Source organism: Oleiphilus sp. HI0061 (genome assembly GCF_001635675.1).
In genome coordinates this window covers 1-6,915 of sequence record NZ_LWFE01000787.1, presented here as the reverse complement: position 1 = coordinate 6,915, position 6,915 = coordinate 1, and the positions used below count along the sequence as shown (strand labels likewise).

Sequence of the window (6,915 nt, the reverse complement as noted above, 5' to 3'; positions counted from 1 at the left end):
TAAGGCGCATAAAATTGTAACAGCTAGTAAAAAGTAGCATAAATACAGGCAAGTTATACATAGATGTCTAAAAATAAATGTTTAGACATCTAAAATAATAAATTATGAATCAAACCACACTTAGAAGACCGCTAGATACTGATGGCCGATCAGTATTTGCGCTCATAGACCGATGCCCACCTCTGGACACTAACTCAGCGTACTGCAACTTGCTGCAGTGCAGTCATTTCGCTAGCACCTCAGTGATAGCGATAGACGATGACAAGACACTTGGCTTTATATCCGGCTATGTCATTCCCGACCGGCAAGACACTTTATTTATTTGGCAGGTCGCCGTTGATGAGCGTGCTCGCGGTCAAGGTCTTGCTAAGCGAATGCTCAAAGATATTGTGACGCGGCAAGAATGCGCTCAGGTCACTCACTTGGAAACGACCATTACAGCTGACAATAAAGCCTCATGGACTTTATTTGAAAGCTTCGCAAAGGATTTTTCTGCTCCCTTAGCCAAATCTGAAATGTTTAGCAAAGATACGCATTTTGCTGGCTTGCATGACACGGAATTTCTGGTCCGAATCGGTCCATTTAGTTCCTAACCTCGCACACTAAATAAGACTCGCACCAAACATCCTATGGAGGATGCTAATGAAAATATTTGATGAAATTGAATCTGAAGTTCAGAGCTATGCTCGTTCTTTCCCTCGTGTTTTTAATCGCGCTAAGATGGAACACCTCTACGATGAGGAGGAAAATGAGTATCTAGACTTTCTGGCGGGTGCGGGAACAATTAACTACGGGCATAACAATCCGCTATTTAAGCCTCTCTTAATGGACTACATTGAGAATGATGGTATTACGCATGGCCTGGATATGCATACCAAGGCGAAAGGTGAATTTCTAGAGGCTTTTAATGAGAAGATTCTAAAGCCTCGGGATCTCGATTATGTTATGCAGTTTACTGGTCCGACTGGTACCAACGCAGTTGAAGCGGCTTTAAAGCTAGCGCGTAATATTAAAGGCCGTCAGAACATTATTTCTTTCACCAATGGTTTTCATGGCGTTAGCCTTGGCTCTCTGGCTGCGACGGGTAACTCTCATCATCGTGGCGCGGCGGGTGTCAGCTTAGGCGGCGTAAGCCGCGTGCCTTATGACGGCTACTTAGGTGACGAGATTGATACCACAGCTTATCTTGATAAAGTGCTTTCAGATTCCAGCAGTGGCATCGACAAGCCCGCTGCAGTGATTGTTGAAACTGTGCAAGGTGAAGGCGGTATCAATGCGGCTAGTTTTGAATGGTTGCGTAACTTAGAAAAAGTCTGCCGAAAGCATGATGTACTGCTTATCATCGATGATATACAGGCGGGTTGCGGTCGTACTGGCACCTTCTTTAGCTTTGAAGAAGCAGGCATTAAGCCCGATATGGTGACCTTATCGAAATCACTTGGCGGATACGGCTTACCTTTTGCTGTTGTTTGATTTAAGCCAGAGCTGGACCAATGGAAACCAGGAGAGCATAACGGTACGTTTAGAGGCAACAATTTTGCATTTGTAACCGCGAAAGCCGCCATTGATCATTACTGGTCTGACGACAAGTTCTCTAATGAGATTAAGCAAAAAGGCGAATATATTAAATCGCGCCTGGAAAAGATTGTCGACTTGTATGGCGACGGAAATTTCACGACCTGTGGACGCGGCATGTTTCAAGGGATTAACTGTGTAAACGGTGAGATCGCTGGCAACATTACACGCAATGCTTTTCAGCAGGGGCTTATCATTGAGACAAGCGGTGCTGATGATCAGGTGGTTAAATTTTTATGTCCTCTCGTAATCAGTCAAGACTCTCTCAAAAAGGGTATTGATATTGTTGAGCAAGCGATCAAAGAGGTTTGTGCTAAAGAAGACCAAATCCCTGAAGATAGCGACTATTTTGATGATGCGAAGATGGCAGGCTAATCGTCAGTATTTAATGGCTTAGTCATCATGCTATTTTAGGCGTCACGTTATTTAACTGGATAAAGAGAAACAAGGTAAAAAAATGATCGTAAGAAAACTGAGTGAAGCGGAAAATTCATCAAGACGCATTGTCTCTCCTGATGGCAATTGGGAAAGTACGCGTATGCTATTAAAAGATGACCAGATGGGGTTTTCGTTTCACATCACGACTATCTATGAAGGCGCAGATTTTCAGATGCACTATCAAAATCATTTGGAGTCGGTTTACTGCATGTCAGGTGAGGGTGAGATAGAGAATTTGGAAGATGGAAAAGTGCACCCGATCTCTGCAGGCACGATCTATGTTCTGGATAAGCATGACAAGCATATCCTAAGAGCATTTAAAGAAATGAAGATGGCATGCGTCTTCAACCCTCCGCTTAATGGCAAGGAAGTACACAACAAGGAAGGTGCCTACGAATTAGAAGCGGATACTATTGAATAATATATATTGAGTACCTAGTTCTATCCCAATTGATAACAATAAATGAAAGGGCTTTGCTGATGAGCGTACCTAACCCTAACGATAAATATGGCATTCACAGTACTGACTACAGCGTTGGGCAGCACAATGTTCAACGCTGGGGTTTTGATATTCATAACCCGGTATTTGCTGTGAGTTCCGGGCTGATATTGTTATTTTTAGTAGCCACACTGCTAACTGATTCAGCGACCGCAAAAGCTGCATTAGATGGTCTTAAATGGGATATTATTGGTGCTTTCGATGGTTTGTTTATTTGGGCAGGCAATATTTTTGTGTTGTTCTGCCTGGCGCTTATTGTTTCTCCTTTCGGCAAGGTTCGCTTAGGAGGCAATGAGGCAAAAGCAGAGCATTCTACGCTAACATGGCTAGCGATGTTGTTTGCTGCAGGCATGGGCGTCGGGCTGATGTTCTGGGGAGTAGCCGAACCTGTTTCCTATTATACCGGCTGGTACAAAACGCCTCTCAATGTGGCAGCAAACACGCCCGAAGCGGCGAGTATGGCCATGGGCGCGACGATGTATCACTGGGGAATTCACCCCTGGGCGATCTATGGCGTCGTTGCGCTTTCCTTAGCTTTTTTTACCTACAACAAAGGGCTTCCACTCTCTATTCGATCCGTTTTTTACCCGCTGCTAGGAGAGCGTACGTGGGGATGGCCTGGCCACATTATCGATATTCTTGCAGTACTTGCGACACTCTTTGGTCTAGCCACATCTTTAGGGCTAGGGGCGCAGCAAGCGGCGAGCGGTATTAATCACGTGTTTGGCACTGATGGCGGTATCGGCTTACAGATTTTAGTTATCGTGGGTGTGACTGCCTTAGCTATCATCTCGGTCGTTAGAGGCTTGGAAGGTGGTGTGAAGTTACTAAGTAACGTGAATATGGTGATCGCCTTTGTATTATTGATTTTTGTTGCAATGGTAGGCTTAGCTGTAGCGCTGGGGAATGTTCCCACTACGATTGGTGCGTACCTTGAGAATATAATACCGCTTAGTAATCCGCACAATCGAGATGACGAAGCCTGGTTTCAAGGTTGGACGGTGTTCTATTGGGCCTGGTGGATATCATGGTCGCCTTTTGTCGGAATGTTTATTGCGCGTATATCTAAAGGCAGAACTATCCGCGAATTCCTCTGTGCCGTGCTACTCGTGCCAACCGCAGTGACTGTAATATGGATGTCGGTCTATGGTGGTATTGCCATCGATCAAGTTGTGAACGGTGTCGGTGAGCTTGGAGCAAATGGTCTAACGGATGTCCCGCTTGCCATGTTTCAGATGTTCGATGAGCTGCCCATGAGTCAGCTTCTATCGATGATCGCTATTCTCCTTGTATTGGTATTCTTTATTACTTCTTCCGATTCAGGGTCTTTGGTCATTGATAGCATTACAGCAGGTGGCAAAATTGATGCGCCCGTACCCCAACGTATCTACTGGGCAACTATTGAAGGCGCAATCGCGGCTGCCTTGTTATGGATAGGAGGGACCGAAGCAATACAAGCGCTGCAAGCAGGTGCTATCTCTTCAGGGTTGCCATTTACCTTTGTGTTGCTTGCGATGTGCGTTAGTTTGTTGATGGGGCTCAGAACTGAGCCTAAGTATTACTCATAACACGATCACGTTTGCTTTGTTAAGGTTAGATTAAATACTTAATGAAGCAGACGTCCGCTTTTAGGGTAATAGTTTAGGCTAAGGATTGTTATCGTTTGTTTGTGCTTCTTCAGAGGGAGTCTGGGGTTTGTCTTTATTGTCGTCACTTAAATCTTGCAGAAGCTTGGCATAATCACTGGCAGTCTTACCGGTAATCACTTCAAGGCGACGAATTTTCTTGTCGAACTCATCTTTAACTTTTTTTAACTCGTTATGCAATTCAACAATGTCGTGTTCATTGTTATCGATATCGGACTTATACTTTTCGAGCTTTTTCAAGGTCGTCTCGAAAACCTTCAAGCCCTGTCGTTGGCGATTGGCTGCTTGTGCTTCTTCCTCAATAATGCCATTTTTACTGGCATCAATCTTAGTACGTTTTACCAGAATAAGCCCTTTGATATCTTGAACTCGGCGAGACAGGACTCGCACGGCATCATTTGGATGACTGTAAAGTTGTTTAAGTTCGCCGTCGATGAGGGCTTGTTTTTCAGCTTCAATTTTCTGTAGGCGCTCTTGTTCTAGGGCGGCGTCTCGGGCAGCAATTTGCTCGGCTGTTAGTTCTGGCGCGACAACTTGGATAACTCTGCCCTGTCTATTCAAAATATCGTAGCCTTTTTTGACATATTCAGGAGGAATAGTCTGATTGAGCACATAGGTTCCCTGATTGTCTTTATACCGGTATAGTTGCGCCGCAGATGCATGCGTAGCCACCAAAGAAAGACTGCATAGCAGTAGCAGGGCAACCACGGCTAGCCGCTTGCCAGTATGCTTGAAGATATAAGGTCGTCGTGAAGTATGAATCATTCTAATATCTAAATATTTTTCGGATATCCAAAGTATATCTGATTTTTTTATGCTTTTGTGTTGCAAGAAATTTAATTTATTGAGTGTTTGTTCAGCAATATGCAAAGAGTGGCATTTTCTCTGTTGAGCACTGATAAAAGAGTTTTTATATGGAATTTCTAATTGAACAAGTTGTGCTGTTTTGCGTATCGATTATTGCAAACGGCTTGAGTGCGATGGCTGGTGGAGGCGCTGGCTTGTTACAGTTTCCTGCTTTGCTCTTTCTTGGTTTGGGTTTTACTGTCGCCTTGGCTACGCATAAAGTCGCCAGCGTTGCTTTAGGCGTTGGGGCGACTTTACGCCATATTAGAGAGAAACAGTTGAGCTTGGCTTTTGCTAGTCATATTCTGCTTTTCGGGTTGCCAGGCGTGATACTCGGTGCCTTATTGATTCTCTCTGTTCCCGATGAACTAGCCAAGCAAGCTTTAGGGGTCTTAACGATAGCTTTGGGTTTGTACTCTGTATTTAAACCGGAGCTGGGGATGACGACGACGACCAAGGTATTTAAGCGTATTCATTGGCTGATTGGCGGCTTGGTACTGTTTTTAATCGGTGTTTTGAACGGCTCGATTACCTCAGGAACAGGCCTGTTCGTTACCTTGTGGCTGGTGCTTTGGTATGGCTTGGAGTACCAGCGAGCGGTTGCCTATACCTTGATTTTGGTGGGATTGTTTTGGAATGGTGTGGGGGCGCTTACGCTGGCCTTACAGACCGAGGTTAAGTGGTCGTGGGTACTTCCTTTGGTTTTGGGGGCTTTAGCTGGAGGCTACCTTGGAGCGCATCTATCGATCGCCAAAGGAAATAAAATTGTTAAGCGCTGTTTTGAAGTAGTGACCATTTTGGTTGGGGTGTCTTTGCTGGTTTAGAGACAGATACTCATCTGCCAGCAAACAAACTTGTCTAGGTCGCAGGCCGCTCCGTGACCTCTGTGGTGAGTGCTTATCTGGGTTTCGTTCTTTAAGAGATCAAACACTTGAACCACAGAGAACACCGAGCGCTTCGCTGCACAGAGAAGACATGGAGAAAAACATTTTTAGTTTTTATCTCTTCTCTGTGTAGGCCGAAGGCCTCTCTGTACCCTCTGTGGTTAATGGTTTTTTGGGTTTAGTTCTTTAAGAGATCAAACACTTGAACCACCGAGAACTTCGCTGCACAGAGGTTATGATCAATCAAGCAATCCCAAACTGTGATCTATATGCAGAAACGGCATCCGCGTACTGCGATAAACTTGCATCATCCTGAATGTAGTCTAATACTTGAGTTAAGTTGACGATACTGGCGACTGGGATATTAAAGTCTCTTTCGACCTCTTGAATGGCAGACAACTCGCCCTGACCCTTTTCCTGGCGGTCAAGTGCAATCAGAACACCTGCTGGCTCCGCACCTGCGGCCTCAATGATTTTGATCACTTCGCGAATTGCCGTACCTGCCGTAATCACATCGTCGATAATCATTATCTTGCCTTTAAGTGGTGCGCCAACGAGCGTGCCACCTTCACCGTGAGCTTTTGCTTCTTTACGGTTGAATGCAAAGGGCGTGTTAATGTTATGCAATGAAGAAAGACAGACTGCTGTAGCAGAGCCTAAAGGAATGCCTTTATAGGCAGGACCAAATAGAACATCGAAGGGAATATCCGAGTCAACCAGTGTTTGGGCATAAAATGACCCAAGCTTGGCAAGTGATAAACCATCGTCGAAAAGACCCGCATTAAAAAAATAAGGGCTAACACGGCCAGACTTAAGGGTGAATTCGCCGAACTTCAAAACGTTCTTTTGGATAGCAAATTCAATGAATTCGCGCTGGTGGGGCTTCATATTTGTATTTTCTTGCATTAATTGCGCCTAAATTGAAAGATATTACAGTGTTTTTCTTTTCAAAAAATGTGAATTAAGTATCATACCACGCAAATTAATTATGAGGCAGTTATGCGAGTAGTATCAATTAACGTAAATG

General features: G+C 44.6%; 6 protein-coding genes and 1 pseudogene. 5 read left to right on the top strand and 2 right to left on the bottom strand.

Annotated features, from left to right (window positions below; genetic code table 11):
* The first annotated feature begins 104 nt into the window (after positions 1 to 104).
* The 4 genes and pseudogenes from ectA (at position 105) to A3735_RS09580 (ending at position 4,080) form a co-directional block, all read left to right on the top strand.
* Positions 105 to 593 carry a diaminobutyrate acetyltransferase gene (ectA, locus tag A3735_RS09595; protein ID WP_068514445.1) on the top strand — a complete coding sequence of 163 codons (489 nt, stop codon included), beginning with the start codon at positions 105 to 107 and terminating at the stop codon, positions 591 to 593.
* A gap of 49 nt (positions 594 to 642) precedes the next feature.
* A pseudogene (gene ectB, locus A3735_RS09590) lies at positions 643 to 1,950 on the top strand (diaminobutyrate--2-oxoglutarate transaminase).
* A gap of 82 nt (positions 1,951 to 2,032) precedes the next feature.
* Positions 2,033 to 2,434 carry an ectoine synthase gene (locus A3735_RS09585; protein WP_068514443.1) on the top strand — a complete coding sequence of 134 codons (402 nt, stop codon included), beginning with the start codon at positions 2,033 to 2,035 and terminating at the stop codon, positions 2,432 to 2,434.
* Between the two features lie 59 nt (positions 2,435 to 2,493).
* Positions 2,494 to 4,080 (top strand): BCCT family transporter, encoded by a 1,587-nt coding sequence (locus A3735_RS09580; protein WP_068514440.1) that lies wholly within the window; start codon positions 2,494 to 2,496, stop codon positions 4,078 to 4,080.
* A 78-nt stretch (positions 4,081 to 4,158) separates the two neighbouring features.
* On the opposite strand, the gene A3735_RS09575 is transcribed toward A3735_RS09580, so the two are convergent.
* Positions 4,159 to 4,923, bottom strand: a complete 765-nt coding sequence (locus tag A3735_RS09575) for a hypothetical protein (RefSeq protein WP_068514438.1) — start codon at positions 4,921 to 4,923, stop codon at positions 4,159 to 4,161.
* A gap of 149 nt (positions 4,924 to 5,072) precedes the next feature.
* Here A3735_RS09575 and A3735_RS09570 point away from each other — a divergent pair, with 149 nt between their 5' ends.
* The gene (locus tag A3735_RS09570) at positions 5,073 to 5,828 is read left to right on the top strand and encodes a sulfite exporter TauE/SafE family protein (protein ID WP_068514435.1); all 756 of its coding nucleotides are present in this window, start codon (positions 5,073 to 5,075) and stop codon (positions 5,826 to 5,828) included.
* Positions 5,829 to 6,131: 303 nt separating this feature from the next.
* Here A3735_RS09570 and pyrE read toward each other — a convergent pair whose 3' ends face one another.
* Positions 6,132 to 6,776, bottom strand: a complete 645-nt coding sequence (pyrE, locus tag A3735_RS09565; protein WP_068514477.1) for an orotate phosphoribosyltransferase — start codon at positions 6,774 to 6,776, stop codon at positions 6,132 to 6,134.
* Positions 6,777 to 6,915 lie beyond the last annotated feature (139 nt).

What these genes read in the sequence shown, in the direction of transcription:
- ectA (WP_068514445.1), top strand. Translation starts at nt 105, where the DNA reads ATGAATCAAACCACACTTAGAAGACCGCTAGATACTGATGGCCGATCA.
- A3735_RS09575 (WP_068514438.1), bottom strand. Translation starts at nt 4,923, where the DNA reads ATGATTCATACTTCACGACGACCTTATATCTTCAAGCATACTGGCAAG.
- pyrE (WP_068514477.1), bottom strand. Translation starts at nt 6,776, where the DNA reads ATGAAGCCCCACCAGCGCGAATTCATTGAATTTGCTATCCAAAAGAAC.
- A3735_RS09580 (WP_068514440.1), top strand. Translation starts at nt 2,494, where the DNA reads ATGAGCGTACCTAACCCTAACGATAAATATGGCATTCACAGTACTGAC.
- A3735_RS09585 (WP_068514443.1), top strand. Translation starts at nt 2,033, where the DNA reads ATGATCGTAAGAAAACTGAGTGAAGCGGAAAATTCATCAAGACGCATT.
- A3735_RS09570 (WP_068514435.1), top strand. Translation starts at nt 5,073, where the DNA reads ATGGAATTTCTAATTGAACAAGTTGTGCTGTTTTGCGTATCGATTATT.